The organism is Dokdonia sp. (genome assembly GCF_039945015.1).
Lineage (GTDB): Bacteria > Bacteroidota > Bacteroidia > Flavobacteriales > Flavobacteriaceae > Dokdonia.
The window spans coordinates 225,146-251,600 of the sequence record NZ_JBDUXP010000004.1 but is presented as its reverse complement, the minus strand read 5'-3'; the positions used below and the strand labels follow the sequence as shown (position 1 = coordinate 251,600).

Genomic DNA, 26,455 nt, shown 5'->3' with positions numbered 1-26,455 from the left:
CAGGAGATTTTAAGTACTAGTTGTTTTAGATATGAACGTTCATAATTCAATTTACTTTTAAAATTAATTTTGCTAATCAAAATAAAACGAATATTTATGAAATTCTTAAAAAACACCCCTCTTTTACTTCTTACAGTGTTTTTACTATTTAGTGCCTGTAGAACAGAAGATGAAGAAATTATTAGCCCTCCTGCAGAACAAGTACTTGCAGCAAACTCAAATGCAGCAAACTTAATTACTCGTGTTTCTACAAATGATGGTTCTAATGATAATATTTTAGATAATGCAAATTGTTTGAGTATACAATTACCAGTTACAGTTGTTATAGATGGTCTTGAAATTATTATAGATTCTGAAGAGGATTTTGATACTATTGAAGATATCTTTGATGAGTTTGGAGATGATATAGATGAGTTAGATTTTATATTTCCTATAACCATCATTCTTAGTGACTTTACAGAAATAGTAATTAACGATGTTTCAGAACTAGAAACACTCATAGAAGATTGTACTGGAGAGAATGAAGAAGATGAAGATATTGAGTGTATTGATTTTCAATACCCTATTACATATTCTGTTTTCAGTCAAAACAATGAACTTATAGAAACAGTAACAATAGCAAATGATGAAGCACATTATGAGTTTATTGACAATCTAGATGACACTGATATTGTAAGTATTAATTTCCCATTAACATTGATTCTTTCTAATGGAGAAACTGTTACTGCAAATGACATTCTTGAACTTGAAAACATTATAGAAGAAGCTATAGATGATTGTGATGAAGACGATGATAACGATATCGATGATGATGATTGTGAAGATTGCGATGATTCTAGTTTAATAGAAATTTTTGATGCTTGTGATACTGGATTTATAATAGACGAATTCATACAAAACGGGGATAATAGTACACAACAATATTATGGTGCTGTATTTGAATTTAACTCTGATGGAACTGTCATTGTAGCGTTTAATGGAACTGTCTTTGAAGGAACTTGGTCTACATCTGGAAGTGGTAATGACATTACTTTTGAACTTTCTATCCCTGGACTACCTGACTTTAATGATGTATGGGATATTATAGAGATAGAAGATGAGGAAGATGAAGATCTTAGTTTTATAATTACCAACGGAGAAGACTATATTAATTTTAACTGTAATGAAGAAGATGAAGAAGAAGATTTTGACTGTCCAGATTTAGAAGCTAATATTGGTGACGATTGTGAAAATCCAAATGGAAATGATGGTACCATAAATCAGGATTGTGAATGTGTCGTAGAAGAGGAAGAAGATTTTGACTGTCCAAATTTAGAAGCTAATATTGGTGATGCTTGTGAGAATCAAAATGGAAATGATGGTACGATAAATCAGGATTGTGAATGTATTGTAGAAGACAATCCATTTGACTGCCCAGACCTTCAAGCAAATATAGGAGATTCTTGTATAGATCCAGATGGAAATAATGGTACTATAGATGGAGATTGTGAATGTGTGGTAGAAGAGGAAGATTTTGACTGCCCAAATTTAGAAGCTAATATCGGTGACGCTTGTGAAAATCCAAATGGAAATGATGGAACGATAAATCAGAATTGCGAATGTGTAGAAGATGGTGAAGAAAACAGTACTTTAGAATCCACTTTACTAAATGGAGACTGGATAGGTGTCACTAATTCTCCAAATGGTAATCTAGTAGTTATACTACAGAATTTCACTTTTAACTTTAATGAAAATAATATTGTAATTGCTACCGATTCTAATGGTGATGTTAATGGTTTTTGGGACGTATCAGAAAATGATGCATTTTTTGAATTAGAATTCCCTACAGATTCTTCTGGATTATCTTTACTAAACAATGTATATACAGTTATTTCAATAGAAGAAGATCGTATAGAGCTAGCTTTCAATAACAATCTATCATTAGTGTTTGAAAAAATCTAAACGAGTCAAAGTGCTTGATTATAAAATTGCCAGGTAATTAATTTAAGTTTTACCAGATTTAAGTTAAATACACAAAGAGGTTGTCTATTTTTAGACAGCCTCTTTTTTGTTATGAGAATCAAACTATATCTTAATATTAAACATATTGGTATAGAATAGACACTAGTACATTCTTACCAAAAACATCGATAAACTACACATAATTAGAGATTTATACTTAAATAAGCTTATTTATAAAAATAGTATTATCTTAATAATCTATTTGGGACGGCCTAGCTCAACCACTAAAAATAGTATTATTCTTAGTCATATTTTATTGGCCCTAAACAATGAATAAAAACCCTGATCATACTTCAGAAGTTTTACAACTTCTAGAGACCGCTTATGAACAGCGTGGTGTAAATATGCATTACAGTATACAGCTTGCACAAAGCGCACTTGAAAAAAGTAGGGCACTGAATAACGCTTCCCTTATAGGAAAAAGTCTTAGTCGACTGGCTCTATTCCATATGATAAGTGCCGAAAATCAAATCGCTATAGAAATGTCTGAAGAAGCCATAGAGCACTTCAGAAAAGATAATGATGAGCTTGGCATTGCAAATGCCAAATACAACATAGCAGGTGTCTATTATAAAACCAATAACTATCACTTAGGAATGTTCCATTTGATAGATTGTCTTACCATTTTTAGAAAGCATAATGATAAACATAATGAATCTAGAACTCAAAAAACATTAGGGACTATCTATGAAGTTTTAGGAGATCAATTAAATGCGATTAAAGCCTATGAAAGTGCCATACAATGCGCTATCGATGTAAAAGACAGGAATTTAGAATCCAATGTATACAACCCGCTCTCTGGTATTTTCTTAAAACAAGGAAAAATAAAAAAAGCACTAGATATCATAGAATTATCTGTAGCCATCAAAAAAGAGACAGGAGACAGACGAGGGTATGCTTTTGCTATTTATGGTCGAGGTAAAGTATATACACAACTAGAAAAATACGAAGAAGCCAGAAGTGATTTTAATGAAGCACTGGAGATACATGAAGATGTAGGAGATTTATTTGCTATCGCTATGTGTCATAATAAAATGGCCAAACTCTTTATAAAAACAGGTGAAAGAGAGATGGCAAAAAAATGTTTATCAGCAGCTATTGACATAAGTACTGCAAATAACCTTTCCATCATGAAATATAAATGCTATTATTTTATGTATAGCATATATAAAGAAGAAGGAGAATCGGTTATTGCATTACAATACCTAGAAGATTACTTAAAAGAAAAAGATGCCGCTCTTAATTCTCAAACACTTAAGGTGATAGAGAATTACGAACGTATCTCTAAGATACAATCTAAAGAAAACGAAGTAAAGCTAAAACGACAAAAAGCAGAAATCATAGCAAAGCAAGAACGTGCAGAACAAGAGGCATCTATGAAACAAAATTTTCTTTCGGCTATGAGTCACGAGATACGCACACCTCTTAATGCTGTAACAAGTATCATCTCATTATTAGAGGATCGATCTGATGAAAGTGAAAAAAAATTACTAACATCTCTTCGGTTTTCTTCAAAAAATTTATTGCGCATTATTAATGACATATTAGATTTCTCTAAGTTAGAATCTAATAAAATGATCCTAGAAAAGCATCCTGTAAAATTCAAAGAAATTTTACAAAACATCAAGCAAACTTATATAGGGCTCGCCGATGAAAAAGGGATTGTTTTAAACTTATCCATAGGAACTACTGTTGCTGATAGCTATAATATCGATGAGACAAAACTATTTCAGATTTTAGGAAACCTAGTCAGTAATGCAATCAAATTTACTGAAGAAGGATCGGTAGATATTATCATAGATTTAGTTACTACACATAAAGAAATAGACACCATTTCTTTTAATATAAAAGATACAGGAATTGGTATTCCATTAAAAGAAAGAGAACGTTTATTTGAGAGTTTTTATATGCCGCAAGCCATTACCACCCGTAATGATGGGGGGACCGGATTAGGGCTTGCTATTGTAAAAAAATTGATAGAACTCCATGGCAGTAGCATTTCTATCGAAAGTGAAGAAGGTAAAGGTTCTGTATTTAATTTTGAACTTGAGTTTGAAAAAGCTGAAGCACCAGAAAAAAGCAATACAGACATGTTTAAAATACTGCAAAACAAGACTGCTATTCTAGCTGAAGATAATGAGATTAATGCCTTAGTAATGCGTCAACTTCTTAATAAGTGGGGAATCTCTATAAAAAGAGTAAAGAACGGAAAGCAAGCTATTGTTCAAGCTCAAGAAATAAAAGTTGATTTTATTCTTATGGATATTCACATGCCCGAAATGAATGGGTATGACGCTACACGTATCATTAGGACTACAAAAAACAAAAATCAACATACTCCCATTTTTGCACTTACTGCAGATATTACTTCGGCAAATAACGAAGAATATATAGGTTTATTTAATGGCTTTTTATGGAAACCTATTGAGATTAAACGCCTATTTAATGTGCTCACGGAAATATATACAGAAAAAGACATTTCTATATCTCAAAAAAATAGAAATTAAAATAGCGTAATCTTGCGTATTTTATAAAGAAGATAAAAATATTATACCCCTAGATAACTTAATACATTTCCTTCGATTCTGGCTTCAATATTTGATACGTCCGCTTTCGCGAAAGCTTCCCCAGTAATATTCTCATACAATTCAATATAACGATCTGAAACAGTTGTTATATATTCATCAGACATTTCTGGTACCGTTTGTCCTTCTAATCCTTGAAAATCATGACTAATCAACCATTGTCTCACAAATTCTTTAGACAATTGCTTTTGAGCTTCTCCTTTTGCTTGACGTTCTGCATAGCCATCTGCATAGAAGTAACGAGAAGAATCTGGTGTATGAATCTCATCTATAAGGACAATCTCTCCATCTGATGTCTTACCAAACTCATATTTTGTATCTACAAGTATAAGACCTCTACTCGTTGCAATCTCAGAACCTCTTTTAAAGAGCTTGCGAGTATAATCTTCTAAGACTAGGTAATCTGCTTCACTTACAATACCTCTTTTTAAAATATCTTCTCTAGAAATATCTTCATCGTGGTCGCCCATTTCTGCTTTTGTCGCTGGCGTGATAATAGGATTTGGAAAAGCATCATTTTCTTTCATACCATCTGGCATAGGTACACCACACAACATTCTTCTTCCTGCCTTGTACTCACGTGCCGCATGACCAGACATATAACCACGAATTACCATCTCTACTTTATACGGATCACAACGTTTCCCTATAGCTACATTAGGATCTGGAGTAGCAACGAGCCAGTTAGGCACTATATCTTCTGTATCCTTCATCATCTTGGTAGCAATCTGATTAAGAATTTGACCTTTATAAGGAATCCCTTTAGGCATCACTACATCAAATGCACTCAATCTATCTGTAGCTACCATTAACAATAAATCATTGTCAAGAGTATATACTTCTCGTACTTTTCCTTTATATAAATCTTTTTGACCCGGAAAATTAAAGTTAGTGTCTGTAATTGTGTTCATAGTTATGTAGAGTGATCGTTGTAGATTATCTATTAAATCTTATGGATATTAAAATGCAAAAATAATGAATACTCGTGTTTTCATAAACTCAAAAAAGAAGTCAAACAGTGATAGTTGCTAACAAAGGTTGACTAATAACTAATGAGTCGTTGTACATTCTTTTTTAAATGCTCCAATACGATACTGTTTTCAGGGGTATTAGATTCATAAATAACAGCATATCGATACGCTTGCGAACCTAGTTTACTTTTAGAAAAAACGGTATACTTTTGACCATTTACTTTATACTCAAACTCATGAACATAATGTATAAGTCTACTGTTAGATCTAACAGGAATACTCTCTATGATTTTACCATCAGTCTTTTCTCCATTTAATAAAATGGTAATAATTTTCTTTTTTCTTCGTTCCCAAAAAAATAAAGACGCTATAAAAATAAATTGAAAAACGACAATCAATACTTTGAGAGAAGTATCTTCAAGAGTTATTAATTTAGGATATACACTAAACATATCATAATCTACAATAGCAAAAACAAGTAGTATAATAACTAGCAAATAATTATCTCGATGAACAGCTTTACGAAGCTCTTTCTCATCTTTTATAAGTATCTTTTTTGCCAATCTGTTAGCATTTATAGTAATACCACTTATTAATTCCTGTTTTCAATATCCTTATATGCCGCAATTACTTTTTTAACAAGTGGATGTCGGACAACATCTTTATCGTCCAGATAGATCATCCCTACGCCTTTTACATTTTTAAGAATAAGCAATGCTTCTTTTAAACCACTAGTAACTCGTCTAGGCAAATCTATCTGTCCTGGATCTCCTGTAATAATAAATTTAGCACTACGTCCCATACGCGTAAGAAACATCTTCATTTGCGCATGCGTCGTATTTTGTGCTTCATCTAGAATTACATACGCATTATCGAGTGTTCGTCCTCTCATAAAAGCCATAGGAGCAATTTGGATAACCCCTTTTTCTATAAAACTTTCTAGCTTCTCATGTGGGATCATATCTCGTAATGCATCATATAAAGGTTGCATATACGGATCGAGTTTTTCCTTCATATCACCCGGTAAGAATCCAAGATTCTCTCCAGCTTCTACAGCAGGACGGGTTAAAATGATACGTTTTACAGATTTCTCCTTAAGAGCTTGTACAGCAAGAGCAACACTAACATAGGTTTTACCAGTTCCTGCAGGACCTATAGCAAACACCATATCGTTCTTCTTTGAAAGCTCTACTAACTTGCGTTGATTTGCAGTTTGAGGCTTAATAAGCTTCCCACTCACACCATGCACAATGGTCTCTCCACTTTCTTTTGAAGTCTCATAGTCCGATTTACTTTGGCTTGTCAGTACACGCTCGATAACATTTTCATCAAGCTTATTATACTTCCCAAAGTGCTCTGTAAGCATAGTAAATCGCCTATCAAATTCCTCTAATAAGTCTTCATCACCATAGGCTTTTATCTTATTACCTCTAGCGACAATTTTCAATTTTGGAAAATAGCGTTTAAGCAGTTCTATATTTGCGTTTTGTTGTCCAAAAAACTCACGCGGATTGATTTCTGAAAGTTCAATAATTAATTCGTTCAAATGGCAAGCAGTTTTTATGAGATTCCTCAGTAAATTATTTTAGATTTGTTGTATAAGCAAAGTACGAAATTTTTGAGCTTCATGCATCGTTCAATTGTTATCGTATTATTAAAACTAATAAACAATTTTGGGAAGGTTGTTGTTTTAACAAAGTTATACGCTTTCGCGAAAGCATAATACACTCCTATTCTATATATGGCAATTATCACTCTAACAACAGACTTTGGCGAAAAAGACCACTTTGTAGGCGCTGTAAAAGGAGCCATTTATAGTGAACTTAGCGATATTCGTATTGTAGATATTACCCATTCTATATCTCCTTTTCATATTACAGAAGCGGCATATATTATACAAAATGCTTATAAAAACTTCCCAGAAGGAAGCATTCACATCATAGGCGTCGATAGTGAACTCACGCCTGAAACCAATCATATAGCGGTAAAACTAGAAGATCATTATTTTATTTGTGCCAATAATGGTATCATTTCTCTTATCACTCGAGATATCGTTCCACAAGAGATGGTAGAGATTAATATTCATAATAGACTTACAACAAACTTTACAGTTCTAGATGTTTTTGTTCAAACGGCATGTCATATTGCACGAGGAGGAACTTTAGGAGTAATTGGAAAACCTATTGTAGAAATAAAACCGCTTACTGGTATTCAACCCGTTGTTAATAAATCGCAAAAACAAATTATAGGCAATGTGATTTATGTAGACAATTACGGCAATGTTGTTAGTAATATTACTCGTAAACTATTTGAAGACGTCGGGAAAGGACGTCCATTTAAAATAGAAGCAAGACGTACTGAGATTTCAAAAATACATAAAGCCTATAGTGAGGCTATTAATTTTAATCTAGAAAAGCACAAACGAGAAGAAGAAGGTAAAAAACTAGCTATTTTTAATTCTGGAGGCTATATAGAGCTCGCTATTTACAAAAGTAATCCGAGTACCGTAGGAAGCGCTGCAAGTCTTTTTGGACTTGACTACAGAGATACTATTACTATTAATTTTGAAGACTAATATGCTTGTACGAATTGTAAAAATGCGCTTTCGCGAAAATGAAATCCCTACCTTCTTAAGTGATTTTGAAAAAGTAAAAGAATCTATCAGAGCCTTTCCTGGATGTAATTTTTTAGAACTCTATAGAGGTCAAGATGATCCTCGTATATTTTTCACTTATAGCTATTGGGGCTCCGCCGAAGCATTAAATAACTATCGCCATTCAGAGCTTTTTAAAGGAGTTTGGGCAAAAACAAAACCGCTTTTCTCAGATAGACCAGAAGCTTGGAGTGTGGATAAAGTTGCCTCTTTAAAATAAAAAACAACCCTTCTTAAAAAGAAATCTGTCGCCAGAAACTAGATTTTGTAGGCGCAATACGATTAAGCGTTGTTAATAAATCTGTAATTGGGATTTGTGGTCCTCCAGAAAACATAGAAGCAATCTCCTCTGCTTTTGAATCAAAGAAAACACGATTCAGAAAGTTATTAGGTCTCTTATTATACATTGCTTTAAGCTTTGTAATCGAGTTTAAAACAGCCTGTTTTGCTTTTTTGTTATCATCTGCCATAAGATCTAGTCCACTACGATGATAGCCATACAACACATCACTAAACTCTCTAAAATTTGGTGATAATAAATCTTCATTAAGCCTGTATCTTGATTGTGGTCCATCTTGTGGTTTCCACCCTCTATTATTACCCGATTGAGCTGTTGTTACAATTTGTTTTGCTATCTGGAAATACTTATCTCCATCATTTTTCTTAAAGGTATTACTATCATATCCTAAAATCGTATATACATAATATGAAATGACAGAAACTAAGTTAGAATCAAACGTATTAGGATTAAAAATAAGTGGTTGAAACTCTACATAGTCAAAATCAAAATCCCTGTCATTAAAATTAAAAATAGGGCTGTCATAATTAGTATTAAATATAGGACGTGATGACTGTACTTGAACACTTGCTCTAAAAGCGTCAGAATTAATCTCTTGAACAATAATATTAAAAGAACACTCTACACGTTCTTGTTGTTTATATTTTCTATCGGTCCACTTTGTATTATTAATAAACTCAGTTAAGGAACGTTCCAGTGTTTTAAATACTTGAAGTTCTGCTTTTCCAGTTTGTTCAGCATTTATGATTACTACTGCATTAAGCTCTTGTGCTTGAAGCGATAGTGTACATAAAATTGCAAAGATTCCAATAAGTGTTTTCATGTCGTTTTTAAAAGTATCTGATCAAAAATATCTGCCGCAACTTCCTTTTTTGATTTTAAATCATATAAAGTAGGCGATCCATTCTTGTCTATGAACGTAATTTTATTGGTTTTGGTCTTAAAGCCAGCCCCTTTATCTCTAAGCGAATTTAAAACAATTGCGTCTAAATTCTTCTTTTTCAACTTTTTTAAAGCATTTTCTTCTTCATTTTCTGTTTCTAAAGCAAATCCAACAAGAAATTGTCCTTGTTTCTTTTCTCCCATAGAAGCCAGAATATCTTTCGTTTTTACTAAGTTAATGGCAAGCTCATTATCATTTTTTTTGATTTTCTCTTGAGCTACCTGAGCAGGTTTATAATCTGCTACAGCTGCAGAAGCAATAGCAATATCACATTGTCCATATACATTGTGTACCGCTTCATACATATCTTCTCCAGACACCACATGATGTACCGAAATAAGATCATGGTGTACTTTTATAGCACTAGGCCCTAAAATCAAATCTACAGATGCTCCTAAGGCTGCTGCTCGTAATGCAAGCTCTACTCCCATTGTGCCACTACTATGATTTCCTATAAACCTTACTGGATCTATAGCCTCATACGTAGGTCCAGCTGTGATCACAACACGCTTGTTTTTCAAAGGTAATTTTCCTTCTATAGTTCGTTCTATAAAACGTACAATATCTTCTGGTTCTGCCATTCTACCTTGCCCTACAAGTCCGCTAGCAAGTTCTCCACTTGTTGCAGGAATCATAATATTACCGTAAGATATTAATTTTGAGAAATTTTCTTTTGAAGATGGATGTATATACATATCCAGATCCATTGCTGGGGCAAAATATACAGGACACTTTGCACTTAAATATGTTGCTAGTAATAAATTATCACAAGTACCTTGTGACATTTTTGACAATGTATTTGCTGTTGCTGGAGCAATCACCATTATATCTGCCCATAAGCCCAACTCTACATGATTTGTCCATACCGCATTATCATCACCTTCTACTGTAAAAGAGCTATGAACTGGATTTTTGGAAAGGGTAGATAATGTAAGGGGAGTTACAAAGTCTTTTGCACTTTCTGTCATTATTACTTGTACAGAAGCGCCAGCTTTAATAAATCCTCTTATTAAAGTGGCGCTCTTATAAGCTGCTATACCAGCGGTAACACCTAATAGTACTTTCTTACCGCTTAATACTGACATATATGACTATGCTTTTGTTTCTTCCTCAGATATACTGGTATCTCTATGGTAAATACGATCTTCTAACCATTCTTGCACTGCAAGTGCATGTGCTTTAGGAAGACGTTCATAGAACTTAGATACTTCAATCTGCTCTTTGTTTTCAAAGATTTCTTCAAGGCTATCATTAAAGGTAGCAAACTCATCTAATTTATCAGAAAGCTCTTTCTTGATCTCTGTATTGATTTGTGTTGCACGCTTTGCTATAATAGAAATTGCCTCATACACATTATTTGTAGGAGCATCTATTAGATTCTTATCTATGGTAGTTGTATTTACTGGTGCATCAATATCTTTAATATTCATCTTACTAATATTTAATTTATGGTCTCTTAGTCTCTTCTTCTGTTGATAATAATAACTCATTGACCTTTGCGATCATCTCTGTTACATCTTCTGTATACTTTCCTGCTGGATAATATTTTTCTAACGTTTTATAAGCTTCTTTTGCTTCATTCAATCGTTCATTCATTAAATCTTGACGACTTCCTAACGCAAATTGATATGCAGAGTTAAATCTCCAGTACATAGCATCTTCTCTATAAATAGATCCTGGATATGCAGATATAAAATTATCAAACGCTTTAATAGCATTTGGGAACGTCCCTCTACTTGCGCCTATCTTATTATATCCCTTTGCAATTTCAAATTCTTTCTTTTCAAGTTTTGTTTGCAATTCTTTTACCATTGAATTTACAGTATCTTGTCTTTCAGATTCTGGATATGCATTGACAAATTCTTGCAGTTTCTCCATAGCCTTATCAGTATCTGCTTGATCATGATAATATCTTGGAGATAAATTATAATAGCTCTCGGCACTTTTAAAAGCTGCCTCTTCTCTCTTAGTACTCTGCGGGTATGACTTTACAAAACGCTCAAATTGATATCCAGCCAAGTAATAGTCTTCTAATTGATAATAAATATCAGAATAGGTATACATCACACGTTCTGCTTGTGGACGCCCTCTATACAAAGGAACAATCTGTTCAAATAATTTAAGAGACTTTTTATAGCTTCCATTTTTATACAAGGAATCAGCAAATGCGTACTTAAGTTTTATATCATCAGATTTCAACACATCTTGATACGTTGAACATGAACTTAATACGGTGGCAAAAACTAAAAGGATAAGAATATTCTTCATAAGACTAAAACAGCAGGCAAAATTACATAAAATCTATCACATATTAAAACAATATGTCGTGATTCAAAAATAAGCGTATTTATGATGCGTATCCTAGGATTAGCATAAGATTAACGCTTCTTTTATAATGTTTTAAGAAATGACCCAATCTTTTGATTTAAAGTATCACTTGCTTTGACTAGTGGTAATCTCACATAATCTTTACAAATCCCTATGTGTTGTAATAGCGATTTTATTCCTGCAGGATTTCCTTCTTCAAATATGAGATCAATACTAGGCATAACGGTATAGTGGAATTGATACGCTTTCGCGAAAGCGCCCTCCAAACCAAACCTAATCATATCCGAAAATGGTTTTGCAACACCTTGTCCTATAACAGAAATCACACCATCTCCCCCAGCCGAAACTATAGGTAGTGCCAACATATCATCTCCAGAAATCACTAAAAACCCCTCTGGTCGATCTCTTAATAAACGAAGTGCTTGGGTCATATCTCCTGCTGCTTCCTTTACTGCAATGATATTTTCAAAATCTCTCGCAAGACGCAATGTTGTATCTGCTGTCATATTACTTCCAGTACGCGAAGGCACATTGTACATAATAATAGGTAGTGGAGATGCTTCTGAAATAGCTTTATAATGCGCATAAATCCCATCTTGAGAAGGTCTATTGTAATATGGAGATACGGAAAGTATAACATCAAAACCTTCTGTAGTATCGCCCTCTTTTAATTCTTTTACAACAGCAGCTGTATTATTACCGCCTACCCCTAATACAAGAGGCAATCTCCCTTTATTAATAGTAACAATATGTTTCTTCACCTGTTTCTTCTCTTCAGAAGATAAGGTTGCACTCTCGGCTGTAGTACCTAAAGCGACTAAGTAATCAATTCCTTGATCAATATTATGTTCTATTAATCGAGTTAATCCATCAAAATCAATTGATAAGTCTTCATTAAAAGGAGTAATAAGAGCTACTCCCGTGCCTCGTAAGGATTGCATGTGCTAAATAATTTTTAATATTTGTAAATACTTTTCTAATTCATCTATAAAGATATCTTCTTGCCCAATAACCGTTGTAATAATTAAATCATGAAGTGCTTCTTCTTTATGATTCAACCCAACCTTAAATGTAGCTTTTGATAGTCCAGTAACAACTTTAAGAGGTAGTCGATCCTCCGTATAATAACTTAATAGAATATCAAAGTTTTTTGAAGTAAACGTTTTAAGGTTTGATGTTTTTAAAACAGCATTCCAACCTATTCCAGATTCAGAAAAAATCCCTTCAACCTCTTTTTGATCTTTTTGTATTTTATCTACATAAGAAATCATTTCAACATCCTGTTCTTTAATACCTAATACAGTGACAAGTTGTGCTATCTTTTTTGAATCAAAAGGAGTTTGTGCTTCCTGAATAATTCCAACACGTTGTATTGTAGTATGAGATGAAGTATACTTGCGATTTTCGGTCTCAGTTTTAAGTTTTCTTACAATGGATTTTGTCTTTAATCCGTTTAAAAACATTTATCTTCGCTTTTTACGCAAATGTAGCTAAAAAACAGACTAATATTCACTAAGAATGATACGTAAACTAAATATATACAACATCCTATTATGTAGTACCTTTATATTGCTTTTAGGTTGTAACCAAGAAGATTATAATACTTCCAGAGTAGATGCAGACCTTCTTCCAATAGATAGGAATATAAAAAGTGATACTACGATTACGTCATTCATAGCTCCTTATAAAGCTTCTGTGGATAAAGAAATGGATAGTGTACTAGCCTATGCACCAAACTCTATTACAAAAAAAGATAGTAAGTACAATACGGCTATTGGGAATCTAATGGCAGATGCAATTTTTGAACTTGCAAACCCAGTTTTTAAATCTCGTGCTGGATATACATTTAATGCTGTATTGCTAAATTATGGGGGAATACGTTCTCCTCTTTATAAAGGAGATGTTACTCCTCGTACGGCATATCAAATGATGCCTTTTGAAAATGAGGTTGTGATCGTAGAACTCAGCGGAATTCAAATGAAAGCGCTTTTTCAATACCTCACAAATGGGACTGCGCATCCTATATCAAATTTACAGGTAATTCTTAATCCAGATGGAAGTCTCAAAAAAGGATTGATACAAGGTCAAGAAATTATAGACAACGAAACATATTTTATCGCTACTAGTGATTATTTGCAAAAAGGAGGTGATAACATGACCTTTTTCAGTAAGCCTGTAAGCTTACTTACATTAGACTATAAGATTCGTAATGTACTTATAGATTACTTTAAAAAGCATGACACCATTGCTCCAGTAAGAGACAACAGATTTATAAAAGAATAATACTATGAAGCGTAGACAATTTATAAAACAAACAGCTGCTGCAGGAAGTCTTATTGGATTAGGAGGAATTGCAATGAGTTCTAGTTCTCTTGTGACAAAAAAGCAACTTACTATTTTACATACAAATGATGTACATAGTCATATAGAACCATTTGCTGCAAATGATCCTAAATATGCAAACCAAGGAGGTGTTGCAAGACGATTAACTTTGATCAATAGTATACGTAAAGAGAATCCAAATGTTTTACTACTTGATGCTGGAGATATATTTCAAGGAACACCTTACTTCAATTTTTATGGTGGTGAGTTAGAATTTAAGTTAATGTCTATGTTAGGATATGATGCTGCCACTATTGGAAATCATGACTTTGATAATGGTATTGGTGGTTTAGCAAAGCAAAAACCACATGCATCTTTTGAGCTTCTCTCTTCAAATTATGATTTTACAAATACCATTATGGATGGACATACAAAACCGTATCGTGTTTTTGTAAAAGAAGGGGTGCGTATTGGTGTTTTTGGAATAGGAATACAACTAGAAGGTTTAGTAAATAAACGTCAATTTAAAGAGACAAAATACTTAGATCCAATAGAAGTTACGCAAGACATGACTCGTATTTTAAAAGAAGATGAACACTGTCATATCATAATTTGTTTATCGCATTTAGGATATGATTACAATAATAAAGAACGTATTTCGGATCTTAAACTTGCTGCAGCAACTAGTAATATTGATCTTATTATAGGTGGGCATACACATACCTTTTTAGAAAAACCAACACTTACTCAAAATAAAGACGGGAACATTGTCCTTGTTAACCAAGTAGGATGGGGAGGTATTAACTTAGGACGTGTAGATTTTCATCTAGACCCTATTGCTGGAACTGAGCACACAAGTACTTTTTATAATATTTAATTAATTATACTCCAGTTCAGTTTTCTTAATATTCTTAATACGTATAAGGTACATAGTAAATATAATTTTTATAAAAGCTCCAAAGAGATGAGCTAACACTAAATAAGCTTTATAATCAGATATATATTCATAAATAAAAGCACAGGCCATTTCGGCAATTAAACCACCTCCAATACCCCATAGCATAATATTGTCTGGATGCTTATTAAAAAAAGGAATCCCTATACAGATAATCACCATTATAAAAAAAACAATCACAGAAGGTAAAAACAATGTTAGATCTGGTATTAAAGGAAAAATTAGATATAGTAAATACCCAACAATATAACTGATCCCTAGGAACCCAATAATTAGTTCTAGTAGATTATGAGTACTATAGTTTTTTAAATTTATTTTAAGTATAGAGCGTATAAGCCAAAAAAAACACATCTGACCTATGAGTTGCGAAAAAGACAATACATTTATATATTTTTCAAAATCATATAAAAACATTACTTCTGCTACTAACATAGCTATTAAGTAAATTAATAAAACGACATTAAACTTCTCTGTAGCTTTATAATGATATAAGAATAAGAATAGTATATATGTCACAAAAAGTATTGATACATACTCAATGTCAAAAAACACGCTAGTTAATGCTAAAAGCAAAGACATTATTATTGCTAGTGTCCTATATACCCTACCTTCTATATGATCTGCTTCTCTAATTGTATTATGTTTAAGAATTCATATTCAGAGAATTATTGTGATTCCTAATCCTCCTGTTTTTAAAAGTTTACTAGATCCTACTTTATCTACGATCACCATACCTTCTTTTTAAGCCATTGCGATAACATCAATAACTTTATAATCCTTCACTATTTTTTGCTATTCACTCTCCTACCTGTTATATCCTTAATTAAAAAAACATATCGTTCTTGACAATCAAGTAGGATGGAGAGGTATTAACTTAGGACGTGTAGATTTTCATCTAGATCCTATTACTGGAACTGAGCACACAAGTACTTTTTATAATATATAAAGGTTACCCATACTCTTTTTCAGAATTCTTTATATCTAGGATACGTGTGAGATATATAGTAAATATAATTTTTAAAAATGCTCCAAAAACATGAGCCATTACAATAAAGATTCTGTAACCTGACACGTACTCAAAAATAAATGCACACGTCATCTCAGCGATCATACCACCTCCTATTCCCCACAAAATAATATTATCTGGATGTTTATTAAAAAATGGAATCCCTATACATAGGATCGTTATTATCAGGTAGGCAATTATACTTGGTAAGAATAAGGTCAAATCTGGTATTAAAGGAAAAATGAGATATAATAAGTACCCTATAATATAACTTACTCCTAAGAAACCAACAATTAGCTCTGTGAGGTTATGTGTACTGAAATTCTTCCATTTAATCTTTAACACAGGTTTCAAAAGCCATAAAAAACACATCTGACTTATGATATAAGTAAAAGCAGTAAGATTAATATAGGTTTCAAAATCATATAAAAACCCTACCTCAGAAATCATAAGAGCTACCAAGTATATGAGAAAAATAATATTAAATTTCTCTGTAGCTCGGTAGTGATACATAAATAAAAACAACGCAAATAAAACAAAGAATATAAATGTATGTTCTACCTCAAAAAACATAGTAGTAAGTACCAAAAGCACAGATACAATGATCGTTAATGTCCTATAGATTCTTCCGTGTATGTAAGCTGCTCTTTTAATTAAATAAGGTTTAAAAATTCTTGTTCAGAAATAAGAGTAATTCCTAGCCCTTCTGCTTTTGCAAGCTTGCTAGGTCCCATCTTATCTCCAGCAACAAGAAATGATGTTTTTGAAGAGATAGAACTTGACACTTTTCCTCCATTATCTTCTATTAATTTCTTTAAATCATTACGAGGCATTTCAAAAACTCCAGATACTACAAAGGTTTTTCCTTGTAATATATCCGATTGATTTGCAAGTTTCTCTGCAGATATTTCTAATTGAACTCCATGTGATTTTAAACGCTCTATCAATATACGATTATCTTCTTTTGCAAAAAAAGCAATCACACTCTCTCCTATTTTTTCTCCTATTTCATCTACAGCAACCAGATTTTCTTCTGTAGCAATAGCTATAGCATCAATCGTTTTATAATGTTTGGCCAGTTTTTTTGCAACCGTTTCTCCAACATATCGTATTCCTAATCCAAAAAGCACTCGCTCAAAAGGAATCGCTGTAGACGCTTGTACACCTTGCACTAAATTTTCGGCACTTTTTTGAGCCATCCGCTCTAGAGGTAGTAATTGCTCTACAGTAAGTGTATACAGATCTGCATAACTCGTAATCAACCCTTCTTTTACTAATAATGCAACAGTCTCTCCTCCCAGTCCTTCTATGTCTAACGCTTTACGCGAAATGTAATGCTGAATCCTTCCTATAATCTGAGGAGGGCATCCAGATTCGTTAGGGCAATAATGCTGTGCTTCTCCTTCTTTACGTACCAGTGATGTCTCACATTCTGGACATGCCGAAATATAAGACGTAGGTGTAGATGCTGCTGGTCTTTTTGTAAGATCTACTGCTATAATTTTCGGGATGATTTCTCCTCCTTTTTCGACAAAGACTTCATCTCCTTCTCGTATATCTAGTTTGGCTATTTGGTCTGCATTATGTAATGAAGCCCTTTTTACAGTGGTTCCTGCTAGCTCTACAGGTTCTAAGTTTGCTACGGGTGTAATCGCTCCTGTACGACCTACTTGGTAGGTAATTTCGCGTAAGCGTGTAGACACTTGTTCTGCCTTAAACTTATACGCCATTGCCCAACGAGGTGCTTTTGCCGTATATCCTAGCTCTTCTTGTTGTTGAAGATTATTTACTTTTACAACAACCCCATCTGTTTCATATGGCAAGTCATGACGTGCTACATCCCAATGGTTTATAAAGGCTAATACTTCATCTATATTCTTAGCCAATTTTGATGCATCTGGTACTTTAAAACCCCAATTTCTTGCTTTTTCCAAACTTTCTATCTGACTTACAATACCGAGATTATTTCCAGTTATATTGTACAACAGACAATCTAAAGGGCGTTTTGCTACTTCTGCACTGTCTTGTAATTTTAAACTTCCAGAAGCCGTATTTCTAGGGTTTCGATATAACTCTAACCCTTGTGCTTCTCTCGCTTTATTCATTTTTTCAAAGCCTGCCCAAGGCAATATAATTTCTCCTCGTATGTCAAACTTAGGTGGGTAATCTCCTGTTAATTTTAAAGGGACAGATTTAATCGTTTTTACATTAGTCGTTACATCATCTCCCTGAATACCATCGCCTCTAGTTAAGGCTTTTACCAAGGCTCCATTTTCATATGTCAAACTTATAGAAGCACCATCATACTTAAGTTCACAAGTATAAGACACTTCTCCATCTACTTGTTTTTTTACACGTACTTCCCAATCTTCTAAGTCTTGTTTTGAATACGAATTATCTAATGAATACATACGATGCTCATGAACAATCGTATTAAAATTTTTAGTCACATCACCACCTACACGCCTAGAAGGAGAGTTTGGATCATCAAATTCAGGGTGTGCAGCTTCTAATGCTTGTAACTGTTTTAGTTTCTGATCAAATTCAAAATCAGAAATTGTGGGATTATCAAGTACATAATAAGCATGGTTATGTTCTTGAAGTTCTTTACGTAGGGAAGTAATTTGCTGTTCAGTATTCATGGATGATATGCTTTCGCGAAAGCGAAATTCTTATTATAATTAAACTCATTATTATACATCACAAAATACCAATTTTTAATAGTATTACTTATATCTTTTGCAAAAAGCTATAAACAAAAGAGTCGCATAATCTATGCAACTCTTCTGTCCTTCACTTCACTTCTTTTGGCTTTTCTTATCTAAAAAAATGAATTAATCGTCTATAAATATTTTACGTACTAATGCTGCAAATACACCTCCAGCTATAGGTGCTACAATAAATAACCATAATTGTTCTAATGCAATTCCTCCTGCAAAAAGAGCAGGTCCTAAACTACGTGCTGGATTTACAGATGTTCCTGTAATAGGAATGGCTACAAAATGAATTAATGCTAATGAAATACCAATAGCAAGTCCTGCCATTTGAGGAGATGCTTTTTTTGCTGTTGTTCCAAAAATGACCATTAAGAATAAGAATGTAAATACAAACTCTGTAATAAAGGCCGACTTCATATCATAGTTACCAAGGTATCCTTCTCCCCAACCGTTGCTTCCAAGTGCCCAATCTACCATTTCAAATCCTGCGCCACCTGACGCTATAATATATAATACAGCTGCTCCCACAATAGCTCCTATGCACTGTGCTATAACATATCCTATAAGATCTTTTGGAGATAATTTACCTGCAATACACATGGCAGTAGAAATAGCGGGATTGATGTGGCATCCAGAAATAGGCCCTATGGTATATGCCATAGCAACTACAGCAAGACCAAATGCTAAAGAAATCCCTAATAGACCTAGTCCAGAAGGACCTGCTGTAGAGACTCCTGCAATGGCAGCGGCTCCACAACCAAATAACACCAAAGCAAAAGTTCCAAGACCTTCTGCTGCATATTTTTTAATCGAACTCATAATTAACTGGTTTTTAGTTAGTAATCGTAAATTACTAAATATAATTATAAGAGCATTATAATAAGTATCTATATAGTACTTACCGACAAAAGACCTAAAAAGACCGTCAAAAACATTAAAAAGAACTCTTTTTAAAATGGCATTACGTACGATCTCCCTTTAACCATTTAGGAACTGGTTGCGGTTTGTAGGCTTGCATTTTTTTAATAAGCCCTTCTACAGTAGTATCTACGATAAGAAGTTCATAGTTTTCCATTTTTAGGAAACCGCGGCGTACCATATGTTCTAACATCTTCAATAAATCATCATAAAATCCATTGATATTTAATAGACCTATAGGTTTTTGATGCAATCCTAGTTGGCTCCAAGTCATAATCTCAAAAAGCTCCTCAAGCGTTCCAAATCCTCCTGGCAATGTGATAAATCCATCAGAGATTTCTTGCATCGTCATTTTGCGTTGATGCATATTGTCATTGGTTATCAGTTCTGTTAATCCTAGATGTACAACTTCTTTAAGTTTTAAAAACTCTGGAATAACTCCAATCACTTTTCCTTTATGATCTAAAGCAGCTTGTGCCACTTGCCCCATCACTCCTATTTTTGCAGCACCATATACAAGCGTGATCTCATGGTGTGCCAGATACGTTCCTAATTCCTTAGCTTGATCAGTTATTTGCATATCATTACCCTCACTACTACCGCAGAAAACGCATATAGATTTTATCTCAGTCATTGTATATATTTTAGAAATTTCCAAGAAAATGGAAATTGTATTTGTTAGTTATATATCTATTTTTAATAGTATTTCGCTTAAAGCGAAAATCACTTCGTCGCCTTTATCATCCTATCATTATCAAAGATATCTTTACGTACGATCACATCTGTAAATCCTATTTTTTGAAGGAGTTGTTTAGTTTCTTTACTAAGGTACTGATTGATTTCAAAAAACAGACTACCACCTATTGATAAGTTATCAAATGCAAGTTCTCCAATCTTGCGATAAAAAATCAAAGGATCAGTATCAGAAACAAATAATGCCGTATGGGGTTCATTGTCTAGCACATTAGGATTCATTTCTTCTTTTTCTAATTCTCGTACATACGGTGGATTAGACACAATAACATCAAATGTAGGTGCAAGTTTTGAGATTTCTAATATATTGACCTCCTTAAATAATACGTTTACATCATTTTGAAACGCATTCTTCTTTGCTACTGCTATAGCACCTTGAGAGATATCATAGGCCGTTACTCTAGCCGTTATTAGATGTTTTGCAAGGCTAATAGCAATACAACCCGAACCAGTGCCTATATCTATTAATTGAAAATTGTTTACGCGTGATTTGCAATCTTCGATGATCCAAGCAACCAGTTCTTCTGTTTCTAGTCTTGGAATTAATGTATCTGGTGTAACATCAAAAGGTAGTTCATAAAATTCTGTACTCCCTAATATGTATTGTATAGGCTCTTGACGTTCTAATCGATGAAGTGTATCTTGAAAATCTTGAACTTGTTCCTTAGAAAGCACTTCCTCTAAATTTAACACAATATCGGTTCGGCTGTAGTTCAAGAAATGCTTTGCAGTGATTTGAAAAAAACTGTGCACTTCTTCAATAGGATAGAGATCCTGTAAATGAGTTATAAAATTGGCTCTGAGGTCTTTAATTTTCACGAAAGTGTATATAATATTATAGATCAATAAGCATATGAACGGGACAAGAAAAATGACCTGTGTCTCCCATAGGTCCATCTATATATTTAAATCCTGTTCTCTGATACAGTTTTTGAGCAGCATTCATATACGTCATCGTTTCTAGATAGCATTGGTCATACCCAAAATGACGTGCTTGATCGAGACATACCTTCATCATCTCACTGCCAAGTCCCTTCCCTCTTGCTTCTTCAAGAAAATACATTTTTTGTAATTCACATACATTACCATCATAATTATCAAGTTGTGCTACTCCTGCAGCTCCTATTACTTTTTCGTCAGATACAACTACAAAATAAGCTGTTCTAGGATGGTTATACGTTTCAAACATCATGTCTAAAGATCCGTCTGCATAGGCAGTTCCAACTTTAGGAACTCCAAAGTCTAAAAGTATTTTACGAATCATCGCAGCAACTTGCTCATTGTCTGCTTTTTGGATTGGGCGAATAATAGGTTTGCTCATCGAAAGTTATAGTTCTATTTTTGCAGTGTGAAGATACACGAAAAGTATATAAAGCGCTGTATTGATTTAGCTAAAAATGGCTTCCCAAGCGCAATACCAAATCCATCTGTAGGAGCACTCCTTGTGATCGACAACGTCATCATTGCAGAAGGATACACAAGTGCTTATGGCGGAAATCATGCCGAAGTAAATGTCATCACATATGCAAAAAAACATACGCCAGATCTTATTACAAAAGCAACACTCTATGTCACTTTAGAGCCTTGTAGTCATTATGGAAAGACACCTCCGTGTGCAAATCTTATTATCGAGTCAGGTATTCAGAATGTGGTTATTGGTACAATAGATCCCCACTCTAAGGTGGCTGGAAATGGGGTTAAAAAATTATTAGAAGCTGGTGTTACTGTTACGGTAGGAGTTTTGGAACAAGCATGTTATGAAGTAAATAAACGTTTTTTTACATACCACGAAAAAAAACGTCCTTATATTATACTAAAATGGGCAGAGACTATAGATGGATATATAGCTCCATTACATAGAGATCGCACAGCACCTGTATGGATTACCAATCCATACTCAAGACAGTTAGTACACAAATGGCGTAGTGAAGAACAAGCAATTCTTGTGGGAGCACAAACCGTTCTTTCTGACAATCCATCTCTCACTACACGAGATTGGGAAGGGGATTCTCCAGTACGTATTGTCCTTGATGAACGTGATAACTTACCTAAAGATGCTCAGATTTTTAATGATCAAGCAACTACGATTAGTATCTCTTCTCAAGACCCAAAAGTGATTGTAGATACATTATATAAAAAAGAATTACAATCAGTTCTTATAGAAGGAGGTGCAAAAACAATACAGCAATTTATAAATGCTAGACTTTGGGATGAAGCTAGAGTATTTACAGGTACTATCGCTTTTGGAGAAGGAACTAAAGCCCCTTTATTATCATCTACAGAAAAAAATATACAGCAAGTGTCTACTTTACTCATAAAAGAAGACCTTCTTACTATCTATAAAAATAAAAGCTCTTGATTTATCTAGTACTTAGCATTGCTGCATCCAGTCTAATTTTTGTAATTTTCAAACTCTTTGCACGCTATAAAATAAATACACTACATGCGATTATTGTAAATTATTTTACCGCATGTATTTGTGGTTTGTCATTATATCAAGGGACAACAACCATCGCATCTATTCCTGACCAAGAATGGTTTTTAATGACCGCAGCATTAGGAATTGTATTCATTCTCGTTTTTAACCTCATGGCACTCACGACGCAGCGTAGTGGCCTATCGGTAGTCTCTGTCGCTACCAAAATGAGTGTGGTGATCCCTATATTATTTGGCGTTTTTTATTACAAAGAACAACTCGGACTTTTTAAAATCATTGGAATTATCATTGCACTCATTGCTGTTTACTTAGCCTCTGTAAAATCTAAAGAAGGTATTGCACTTAAAAAATCAAATCTTATATTTCCAATTCTTGTATTCTTAGGAAGTGGTGTAATAGATACGAGTATTAAATTTATAGAAGGTCAACATGTCGCAGCCGATGATGTTCCTATATTTTCTGCAACTGTATTTGGAGCTGCTGCTTGTATCGGTGTTCTTGTCATTATTATTCAAATTATAAGAGGTTCCTTTAAATTTGAATCCAAGAACATACTTGCTGGAATCTGCCTTGGAGTTCCAAATTATTTTTCGATTTTCTTTTTAGTAAAGGCTTTACGCCATGATGTTTTTGATAGCTCGACTCTTTTTACTATAAATAATGTAGGAATTGTCATGATCTCTACCTTCTTAGGGATTTTATTATTTAAAGAAAAACTCCTTACCAAAAACTGGATTGGTATTGTGCTTGCTGTAATTTCTATTATATTGGTTTCACTTTCGTGAAATAAAAATCAGGTCACATACAAAACATGCCTATTTAGCTTTCGCGAAAGCAATCTAAAACTTAGTAATGAAAGACACCTATAAAACAATCACCACTCCATCTCCCGAAGTTTTATTTAAAGATCGGAATAGTAAGTTTTATGGATATGCATTCCCTATACAAGATGAAAGTCAAGTTAAAGAATATATTGATGTTTTAAAAAAACAACATCATCAAGCGCGGCATTGGTGCTACGCATGGGTACTAGGAAAAAGCTATGAACGCTATCGTGCAAACGATGATGGAGAACCTTCAAACAGTGCTGGAGCCCCTATACATGGACAATTACAAGCATATGATCTTACAAACACATTAATCGTTGTTGTACGCTATTTTGGAGGAACAAAACTAGGCGTAGGAGGATTAATCAATGCATATCGCACAGCTGCACAACAAGCATTAGAAGCAGCGGTTATCGAAGAAAAAACAATTGACATTGAGTTCACAATTATTTTTGACTACCCACTTATGAATAAAGTCATGCGTGTTATTAAAGAGCAAAACATCAAAATTATCGGTCAACAGTCAGCGATGGCATGTGAATATACATTGGCTATTAGGCAAAAAGATTTTGAACGCGTAAGTGTACTTGTAAAAAATATATACGGTGTAAAATTCAAAGAAAGTGATGACTAATCTTGTAGTTTGTCGAGAATATATGCAGGACATCTTATTGGCTTATTAACAAGTGCATCCATAAAGATCAATTCTGTACTTGCAATTGTTAACAATTTATTGTCTTGATTATAAATTTTGTAGTCAAAAATGATCCTTACTGTAGGTAATTTCCGAAGGCTTACAACAACCTTCAGTAGATCATCGAATTGTGCCGATTTCTTATACGTAATGTCTATATGATACACTGGCAACATGACCCCATTTTCTTCCATATTTTTGTATGAAATTCCTAAGGTATCAAGCCATTCAAGCCTTGCTATTTCAAGATACTGCGCATAATTGCCATGATAGACGACACCCATCTGGTCAGTTTCTGCATATCTCACTTTTATAAAAGTATTATGTGTTTTCAAGTCGATGGTTCGGTTTTTTTTTGTAGTTTTAAAATCAGATAAAGTATGCACAAAAATTAATCAAAAAACAACCCCTAAGTCGTTTTTTTTTTCAAAAAATTGTTCACATATTTGCCCTAAGTTAAAACGGGGAAGATTATGTTTATAATTTATCAATTTTTTAGCTCTCTTTAACAACCAACAACCAATAATTTATACTAACTAATGAGTAGAACTGCGCAATCTGTATGGGATAATTGTCTGTCTTTTATAAAAGACAATATTACACCCCAAGCATACAAAACGTGGTTTGAACCTATCAAAGCTGTTAAGCTTACCGATGTGGCACTTAATATTCAAGTACCAAGTAAGTTTTTTTATGAGTGGCTAGAAGAGCATTATGTCAAGCTTTTAAAAGTAGCACTTAACAAGGAATTGGGGGATAACGCAAAACTGGTGTATGTCATTAAGATGGAGAACACCTATGGTAATAATCAACCATTTACAGAAAAGATCCCTAGTGCAAATCGATCTTCTCTAAAATCGCAGAACGTTGATGCACCATTAAAAAACAAAAACCCTGAACTTAAAAATCCATTTGTAATCCCTGGAATACGCAACTTACAAATTGAATCTCAACTTAATCCTAATTATAATTTTGATAATTTTTTAGAAGGAGATTCTAACCGCCTTGCTCGCTCGGCCGGAATGGCAGTTGCAAACAAACCAGGAGGAACTTCATTTAACCCTTTACTTATTTTTGGAGGTGTTGGATTAGGTAAGACACACCTTGCACATGCAATAGGAGTTCACATTAAAGATCAATATCCAGACAAAACAGTCCTTTATATCTCTGCTGAGAAATTTACACAACAGTATATAGAATCTGTTAAAAAGAATAACAGAAATGACTTTATTCATTTCTACCAAGTAATTGATGTCCTTATCGTAGATGATATTCAGTTATTAAGTGGTAAAGCAGGAACACAAGATGTCTTCTTCCACATATTTAATCACTTACACCAAAACGGAAAGCAAGTCATCTTAACCAGTGACAAAGCTCCGGTAGATATGCAAGATATTGAGCAACGTCTCTTATCTCGTTTTAAATGGGGATTATCGGCAGAGTTACAACATCCAGGATTTGAGACTCGTATCTCTATTATAAAGCACAAACTATATCAAGATGGTGTAGAAATGCCAGAAGAGATTGTAGAGTTCCTTGCCAATAATATTAAGACCAATATTCGTGAATTAGAAGGCGCTATCATTTCCTTAATTGCACATTCTTCATTTAACAAGAAAGAAATTACACTTGACCTTGCTAAGAAGATTGTAGATAATTATGTGAAGCATACCAAACGCGAAGTATCTATAGATTATATACAAAAGATTGTATCCGATTATTTCCAGATGGATGTAGATACACTTCAATCTAAAACACGTAAACGTCATATCGTACAAGCGAGACAACTTGCGATGTTCTTTGCTAAGAAATTAACCAAAGCATCTCTTGCAAGTATTGGTTCTCAAATAGGACAACGTGATCACGCTACTGTATTACACGCATGTAAAACGGTAGATAACCTTGCCTCTACAGACAAGCAGTTCCGTAAATATGTAGAAGATTTAAATAAAAAGTTAACCGTTTAATTTAAACGTTATTATAGTGTATTAAAAAGGCTACATGAATTTGTAGCCTTTTTTTTTAGAACATTTCGTCATCTAGACAC

27 protein-coding genes are annotated in these 26,455 nt (G+C 33.7%); 10 read left to right on the top strand and 17 right to left on the bottom strand.

Going from position 1 to position 26,455, the window contains the following annotated elements:
• Window positions 1-96: 96 nt before the first annotated feature.
• Both ABJD27_RS03335 and ABJD27_RS03330 read left to right on the top strand, forming a co-directional pair.
• Complete coding sequence (locus ABJD27_RS03335; RefSeq protein WP_348171095.1) at window positions 97-1,941, top strand: hypothetical protein; 1,845 nt, start codon at window positions 97-99, stop codon at window positions 1,939-1,941.
• A gap of 329 nt (window positions 1,942-2,270) precedes the next feature.
• Window positions 2,271-4,508, top strand: coding sequence for a tetratricopeptide repeat protein (locus ABJD27_RS03330; protein WP_348171098.1), 2,238 nt, complete (start codon window positions 2,271-2,273; stop codon window positions 4,506-4,508).
• Between the two features lie 41 nt (window positions 4,509-4,549).
• On the opposite strand, the gene ABJD27_RS03325 is transcribed toward ABJD27_RS03330, so the two are convergent.
• The 3 genes from ABJD27_RS03325 to ABJD27_RS03315 form a co-directional block, all read right to left on the bottom strand.
• Window positions 4,550-5,497, bottom strand: coding sequence for a phosphoribosylaminoimidazolesuccinocarboxamide synthase (locus ABJD27_RS03325; RefSeq protein WP_348171101.1), 948 nt, complete (start codon window positions 5,495-5,497; stop codon window positions 4,550-4,552).
• A gap of 131 nt (window positions 5,498-5,628) precedes the next feature.
• Window positions 5,629-6,120 (bottom strand): hypothetical protein, encoded by a 492-nt coding sequence (locus tag ABJD27_RS03320; RefSeq protein ID WP_348171104.1) that lies wholly within the window; start codon window positions 6,118-6,120, stop codon window positions 5,629-5,631.
• A gap of 29 nt (window positions 6,121-6,149) precedes the next feature.
• Window positions 6,150-7,103 carry a PhoH family protein gene (locus ABJD27_RS03315; protein ID WP_348171107.1) on the bottom strand — a complete coding sequence of 318 codons (954 nt, stop codon included), beginning with the start codon at window positions 7,101-7,103 and terminating at the stop codon, window positions 6,150-6,152.
• Window positions 7,104-7,298: 195 nt separating this feature from the next.
• Here ABJD27_RS03315 and ABJD27_RS03310 point away from each other — a divergent pair, with 195 nt between their 5' ends.
• The gene (locus tag ABJD27_RS03310) at window positions 7,299-8,132 is read left to right on the top strand and encodes an SAM-dependent chlorinase/fluorinase (protein WP_348171110.1); all 834 of its coding nucleotides are present in this window, start codon (window positions 7,299-7,301) and stop codon (window positions 8,130-8,132) included.
• 1 nt (window position 8,133) lies between these two features.
• Window positions 8,134-8,430 (top strand): antibiotic biosynthesis monooxygenase family protein, encoded by a 297-nt coding sequence (locus ABJD27_RS03305; protein ID WP_348171112.1) that lies wholly within the window; start codon window positions 8,134-8,136, stop codon window positions 8,428-8,430.
• Between the two features lie 13 nt (window positions 8,431-8,443).
• Here ABJD27_RS03305 and ABJD27_RS03300 read toward each other — a convergent pair whose 3' ends face one another.
• The 6 genes from ABJD27_RS03300 to ABJD27_RS03275 all read right to left on the bottom strand — a co-directional run bounded on the left by ABJD27_RS03300 (window position 8,444) and on the right by ABJD27_RS03275 (window position 13,242).
• Entirely contained in the window at window positions 8,444-9,331 is an 888-nt protein-coding gene (locus tag ABJD27_RS03300; protein WP_348171115.1) for a DUF4835 family protein, read from the bottom strand.
• Window positions 9,328-10,536 carry a bifunctional phosphopantothenoylcysteine decarboxylase/phosphopantothenate--cysteine ligase CoaBC gene (gene coaBC / locus ABJD27_RS03295; protein WP_348171118.1) on the bottom strand — a complete coding sequence of 403 codons (1,209 nt, stop codon included), beginning with the start codon at window positions 10,534-10,536 and terminating at the stop codon, window positions 9,328-9,330. The genes ABJD27_RS03300 and coaBC overlap by 4 nt, the downstream gene beginning before the upstream one ends.
• 6 nt (window positions 10,537-10,542) lie before the next feature.
• Window positions 10,543-10,881, bottom strand: coding sequence for a DNA-directed RNA polymerase subunit omega (locus tag ABJD27_RS03290; RefSeq protein WP_348171121.1), 339 nt, complete (start codon window positions 10,879-10,881; stop codon window positions 10,543-10,545).
• Window positions 10,882-10,897: 16 nt separating this feature from the next.
• The gene (gene bamD, locus ABJD27_RS03285; RefSeq protein WP_348171124.1) at window positions 10,898-11,719 is read right to left on the bottom strand and encodes an outer membrane protein assembly factor BamD; all 822 of its coding nucleotides are present in this window, start codon (window positions 11,717-11,719) and stop codon (window positions 10,898-10,900) included.
• 122 nt (window positions 11,720-11,841) lie between these two features.
• The gene (gene dapA / locus ABJD27_RS03280) at window positions 11,842-12,720 is read right to left on the bottom strand and encodes a 4-hydroxy-tetrahydrodipicolinate synthase (protein WP_348171127.1); all 879 of its coding nucleotides are present in this window, start codon (window positions 12,718-12,720) and stop codon (window positions 11,842-11,844) included.
• Window positions 12,721-12,723: 3 nt separating this feature from the next.
• Window positions 12,724-13,242: a hypothetical protein gene (locus ABJD27_RS03275; RefSeq protein ID WP_348171130.1), complete on the bottom strand. Its 519-nt coding sequence runs from the start codon at window positions 13,240-13,242 to the stop codon at window positions 12,724-12,726.
• Between the two features lie 55 nt (window positions 13,243-13,297).
• Here ABJD27_RS03275 and ABJD27_RS03270 point away from each other — a divergent pair, with 55 nt between their 5' ends.
• Both ABJD27_RS03270 and ABJD27_RS03265 read left to right on the top strand, forming a co-directional pair.
• Entirely contained in the window at window positions 13,298-14,062 is a 765-nt protein-coding gene (locus tag ABJD27_RS03270) for a 5'-nucleotidase (RefSeq protein WP_348171133.1), read from the top strand.
• 4 nt (window positions 14,063-14,066) lie between these two features.
• Window positions 14,067-14,978 carry a metallophosphatase gene (locus ABJD27_RS03265; protein WP_348171136.1) on the top strand — a complete coding sequence of 304 codons (912 nt, stop codon included), beginning with the start codon at window positions 14,067-14,069 and terminating at the stop codon, window positions 14,976-14,978.
• Here ABJD27_RS03265 and ABJD27_RS03260 read toward each other — a convergent pair whose 3' ends face one another.
• The 7 genes from ABJD27_RS03260 to ABJD27_RS03230 form a co-directional block, all read right to left on the bottom strand.
• Complete coding sequence (locus ABJD27_RS03260; RefSeq protein WP_348201997.1) at window positions 14,979-15,572, bottom strand: hypothetical protein; 594 nt, start codon at window positions 15,570-15,572, stop codon at window positions 14,979-14,981. It abuts the gene before it with no gap.
• Between the two features lie 433 nt (window positions 15,573-16,005).
• Window positions 16,006-16,512, bottom strand: a complete 507-nt coding sequence (locus ABJD27_RS03255; protein WP_348171142.1) for a hypothetical protein — start codon at window positions 16,510-16,512, stop codon at window positions 16,006-16,008.
• A gap of 203 nt (window positions 16,513-16,715) precedes the next feature.
• Window positions 16,716-18,704, bottom strand: a complete 1,989-nt coding sequence (gene ligA, locus ABJD27_RS03250) for an NAD-dependent DNA ligase LigA (protein ID WP_348171145.1) — start codon at window positions 18,702-18,704, stop codon at window positions 16,716-16,718.
• 192 nt (window positions 18,705-18,896) lie between these two features.
• Window positions 18,897-19,598, bottom strand: a complete 702-nt coding sequence (gene aqpZ, locus ABJD27_RS03245; RefSeq protein WP_348171148.1) for an aquaporin Z — start codon at window positions 19,596-19,598, stop codon at window positions 18,897-18,899.
• A 142-nt stretch (window positions 19,599-19,740) separates the two neighbouring features.
• Window positions 19,741-20,331: a TIGR00730 family Rossman fold protein gene (locus ABJD27_RS03240; protein ID WP_348171150.1), complete on the bottom strand. Its 591-nt coding sequence runs from the start codon at window positions 20,329-20,331 to the stop codon at window positions 19,741-19,743.
• An 89-nt stretch (window positions 20,332-20,420) separates the two neighbouring features.
• Window positions 20,421-21,269, bottom strand: a complete 849-nt coding sequence (prmC, locus tag ABJD27_RS03235; protein WP_348171153.1) for a peptide chain release factor N(5)-glutamine methyltransferase — start codon at window positions 21,267-21,269, stop codon at window positions 20,421-20,423.
• Window positions 21,270-21,285: 16 nt separating this feature from the next.
• Window positions 21,286-21,771, bottom strand: coding sequence for a GNAT family N-acetyltransferase (locus ABJD27_RS03230; RefSeq protein ID WP_348171156.1), 486 nt, complete (start codon window positions 21,769-21,771; stop codon window positions 21,286-21,288).
• Window positions 21,772-21,798: 27 nt separating this feature from the next.
• Between ABJD27_RS03230 and ribD the strand changes: the two genes are divergently transcribed.
• The 3 genes from ribD (at window position 21,799) to ABJD27_RS03215 (ending at window position 24,348) form a co-directional block, all read left to right on the top strand.
• Window positions 21,799-22,809, top strand: a complete 1,011-nt coding sequence (gene ribD, locus ABJD27_RS03225; RefSeq protein ID WP_348171159.1) for a bifunctional diaminohydroxyphosphoribosylaminopyrimidine deaminase/5-amino-6-(5-phosphoribosylamino)uracil reductase RibD — start codon at window positions 21,799-21,801, stop codon at window positions 22,807-22,809.
• A complete protein-coding gene (locus ABJD27_RS03220; RefSeq protein ID WP_348171161.1) occupies window positions 22,806-23,672 on the top strand; it encodes an EamA family transporter in 867 nt (288 codons plus the stop codon). The genes ribD and ABJD27_RS03220 overlap by 4 nt, the downstream gene beginning before the upstream one ends.
• Window positions 23,673-23,739: 67 nt before the next feature.
• Window positions 23,740-24,348, top strand: coding sequence for a YigZ family protein (locus tag ABJD27_RS03215; protein WP_348171164.1), 609 nt, complete (start codon window positions 23,740-23,742; stop codon window positions 24,346-24,348).
• Here ABJD27_RS03215 and ABJD27_RS03210 read toward each other — a convergent pair.
• Window positions 24,345-24,743: a thioesterase family protein gene (locus tag ABJD27_RS03210; RefSeq protein WP_348171167.1), complete on the bottom strand. Its 399-nt coding sequence runs from the start codon at window positions 24,741-24,743 to the stop codon at window positions 24,345-24,347. The genes ABJD27_RS03215 and ABJD27_RS03210 overlap by 4 nt on opposite strands.
• Window positions 24,744-24,947: 204 nt before the next feature.
• Between ABJD27_RS03210 and dnaA the strand changes: the two genes are divergently transcribed.
• A complete protein-coding gene (gene dnaA, locus ABJD27_RS03205; protein ID WP_348171170.1) occupies window positions 24,948-26,375 on the top strand; it encodes a chromosomal replication initiator protein DnaA in 1,428 nt (475 codons plus the stop codon).
• Window positions 26,376-26,455: the final 80 nt, after the last annotated feature.

What these genes read in the sequence shown, in the direction of transcription:
- ABJD27_RS03335 (WP_348171095.1), top strand. Translation starts at nt 97, where the DNA reads ATGAAATTCTTAAAAAACACCCCTCTTTTACTTCTTACAGTGTTTTTA.
- ABJD27_RS03330 (WP_348171098.1), top strand. Translation starts at nt 2,271, where the DNA reads ATGAATAAAAACCCTGATCATACTTCAGAAGTTTTACAACTTCTAGAG.
- ABJD27_RS03325 (WP_348171101.1), bottom strand. Translation starts at nt 5,497, where the DNA reads ATGAACACAATTACAGACACTAACTTTAATTTTCCGGGTCAAAAAGAT.
- ABJD27_RS03310 (WP_348171110.1), top strand. Translation starts at nt 7,299, where the DNA reads ATGGCAATTATCACTCTAACAACAGACTTTGGCGAAAAAGACCACTTT.
- ABJD27_RS03305 (WP_348171112.1), top strand. Translation starts at nt 8,134, where the DNA reads ATGCTTGTACGAATTGTAAAAATGCGCTTTCGCGAAAATGAAATCCCT.
- ABJD27_RS03300 (WP_348171115.1), bottom strand. Translation starts at nt 9,331, where the DNA reads ATGAAAACACTTATTGGAATCTTTGCAATTTTATGTACACTATCGCTT.
- coaBC (WP_348171118.1), bottom strand. Translation starts at nt 10,536, where the DNA reads ATGTCAGTATTAAGCGGTAAGAAAGTACTATTAGGTGTTACCGCTGGT.
- ABJD27_RS03290 (WP_348171121.1), bottom strand. Translation starts at nt 10,881, where the DNA reads ATGAATATTAAAGATATTGATGCACCAGTAAATACAACTACCATAGAT.
- bamD (WP_348171124.1), bottom strand. Translation starts at nt 11,719, where the DNA reads ATGAAGAATATTCTTATCCTTTTAGTTTTTGCCACCGTATTAAGTTCA.
- dapA (WP_348171127.1), bottom strand. Translation starts at nt 12,720, where the DNA reads ATGCAATCCTTACGAGGCACGGGAGTAGCTCTTATTACTCCTTTTAAT.
- ABJD27_RS03275 (WP_348171130.1), bottom strand. Translation starts at nt 13,242, where the DNA reads ATGTTTTTAAACGGATTAAAGACAAAATCCATTGTAAGAAAACTTAAA.
- ABJD27_RS03270 (WP_348171133.1), top strand. Translation starts at nt 13,298, where the DNA reads ATGATACGTAAACTAAATATATACAACATCCTATTATGTAGTACCTTT.
- ABJD27_RS03265 (WP_348171136.1), top strand. Translation starts at nt 14,067, where the DNA reads ATGAAGCGTAGACAATTTATAAAACAAACAGCTGCTGCAGGAAGTCTT.
- ABJD27_RS03255 (WP_348171142.1), bottom strand. Translation starts at nt 16,512, where the DNA reads ATGATTTCTGAGGTAGGGTTTTTATATGATTTTGAAACCTATATTAAT.
- ligA (WP_348171145.1), bottom strand. Translation starts at nt 18,704, where the DNA reads ATGAATACTGAACAGCAAATTACTTCCCTACGTAAAGAACTTCAAGAA.
- aqpZ (WP_348171148.1), bottom strand. Translation starts at nt 19,598, where the DNA reads ATGAGTTCGATTAAAAAATATGCAGCAGAAGGTCTTGGAACTTTTGCT.
- ABJD27_RS03240 (WP_348171150.1), bottom strand. Translation starts at nt 20,331, where the DNA reads ATGACTGAGATAAAATCTATATGCGTTTTCTGCGGTAGTAGTGAGGGT.
- ABJD27_RS03230 (WP_348171156.1), bottom strand. Translation starts at nt 21,771, where the DNA reads ATGAGCAAACCTATTATTCGCCCAATCCAAAAAGCAGACAATGAGCAA.
- ABJD27_RS03215 (WP_348171164.1), top strand. Translation starts at nt 23,740, where the DNA reads ATGAAAGACACCTATAAAACAATCACCACTCCATCTCCCGAAGTTTTA.
- dnaA (WP_348171170.1), top strand. Translation starts at nt 24,948, where the DNA reads ATGAGTAGAACTGCGCAATCTGTATGGGATAATTGTCTGTCTTTTATA.